Below are 1,758 nucleotides of genomic sequence, written 5' to 3'. Positions count from 1 at the left end.
GCTGGAGGCGGCCCGGATCGCGGTCACCTACCGCACCCCCGTATTCCTCCTCTCGGACGGCTACCTCGCCAACGGCTCCGAGCCCTGGCGCATCCCGGACGTCGACGAACTCCCCGAGATCGACCCACGCTTCGCAACCGGACCCAACCGCGAGGACGGCGCGTTCTGGCCCTACCTACGCGACCCCCACACCCTGGCCCGCCCCTGGGCCGTACCCGGCACACCCGGCCTGGAACACCGCATCGGCGGCATCGAGAAACAGGACGGCACCGGCAACATCTCCTACGACCCCGCCAACCACGACTTCATGGTCCGCACCCGCCAAGCCAAGATCGACGGCATCACCGTCAACCCCGTCGAGGTCGACGACCCCTCCGGCGACGCCCGCGTCCTGGTCCTCGGCTGGGGCTCCACCTACGGACCGATCACCGCCGCCGTGCGCCGCGTACGCGCCGACGGCGCCGAAATCGCCCAGGCCCACCTACGCAACCTCAACCCCTTCCCCGCCAACCTCGGCACCGTCCTGCGCAGCTACGAAAAGATCATCGTGCCCGAGATGAACCTCGGACAACTGGCCCTACTGCTCCGCGCGAAGTACCTGGTCGACGCCGAGTCCTACAACCAGGTCCGCGGACTGCCCTTCAAGGCCGCCCAACTCGCGGACGTACTCCGGGCCGCGATCGGCACCCTGGACGAGGAGGACCACCAGTGACCGACCACACCTACCCCTCCCTACGCCTCGTCCCCAAAACCGAACAACCCCAAAACGCCCGGGACTTCAAAACCGACCAGGAAGTACGCTGGTGCCCCGGCTGCGGCGACTACGCCATCCTCGCCGCCGTCCAGTCCTTCATGCCCGAACTCGGCATCCGACGCGAGAACACCGTATTCGTCTCCGGCATCGGCTGCTCCTCACGCTTCCCGTACTACATGAACACCTACGGCGTGCACTCCATCCACGGCCGCGCCCCGGCGATCGCCACCGGACTGGCCACCTCACGCCAGGACCTCAGCGTCTGGGTGGTCACCGGCGACGGCGACGCCCTGTCCATCGGCGGCAACCACCTCATCCACGCGCTGCGCAGGAACGTGAATCTGAAGATCCTGTTGTTCAACAACCGGATCTACGGTCTTACCAAGGGGCAGTACTCGCCGACGAGTGAGCTGGGCAAGGTCACGAAGTCGACGCCGATGGGCTCGCTGGACGCGCCGTTCAACCCGTTGTCGCTGGCGATCGGCGCCGAGGCCACCTTCGTCGCCCGCACGATCGACTCGGACCGTCAGCACCTGCAGTCGGTGCTGCGGGAGGCCGCCCTCCACGAGGGCACCGCGCTGGTGGAGATCTACCAGAACTGCAACATCTTCAACGACGGCGCGTTCGAGGTGCTGAAGGAGCCGGGCACCCGCGACGAGGCACTGATCCGCCTGGAACACGGCCGGCCGATCCGCTTCGGCACCGACCTGGCCAACGGCGTCTTCCGCGGCCACGATGGCGAGCTGTTCACCGCCCCCGTCACGGCCGACAACGAGGCGCGGGTGCTGGTTCACGACGCGCACGCCGCGAACCCGGCCACGGCGTTCGCGCTGTCCCGGATCGCCGACGCGGACACCCTCCACCACACCCCGATCGGTGTCCTGCGCAGTGTCCAACGGCCGGTCTACGACGAGTTGATGGCCGAGCAGCTGGCCACCGCCACCGCCCGGGGCGGCCCCGGCGACCTGGCCACACTCCTCACCGGCAACGACACCTGGACGGTG

1 protein-coding gene and 1 pseudogene are annotated in these 1,758 nt (G+C 68.4%); both read left to right on the top strand.

Annotated features, from left to right (window positions below; translation table 11 throughout):
- Positions 1–712 (top strand): annotated as a pseudogene (locus tag ACWDBE_RS39065) (2-oxoacid:acceptor oxidoreductase subunit alpha); the annotation flags it as partial.
- On the top strand, positions 709–1,758 hold a 1,050-nt coding region (locus tag ACWDBE_RS39060), incomplete at its 3' end, for a 2-oxoacid:ferredoxin oxidoreductase subunit beta (RefSeq protein ID WP_449810362.1). The pseudogene ACWDBE_RS39065 and the gene ACWDBE_RS39060, both read left to right, overlap by 4 nt.

This window comes from Kitasatospora sp. NPDC001132, assembly GCF_053598415.1.
This window is presented reverse-complemented; position numbering and strand designations above follow the sequence as displayed.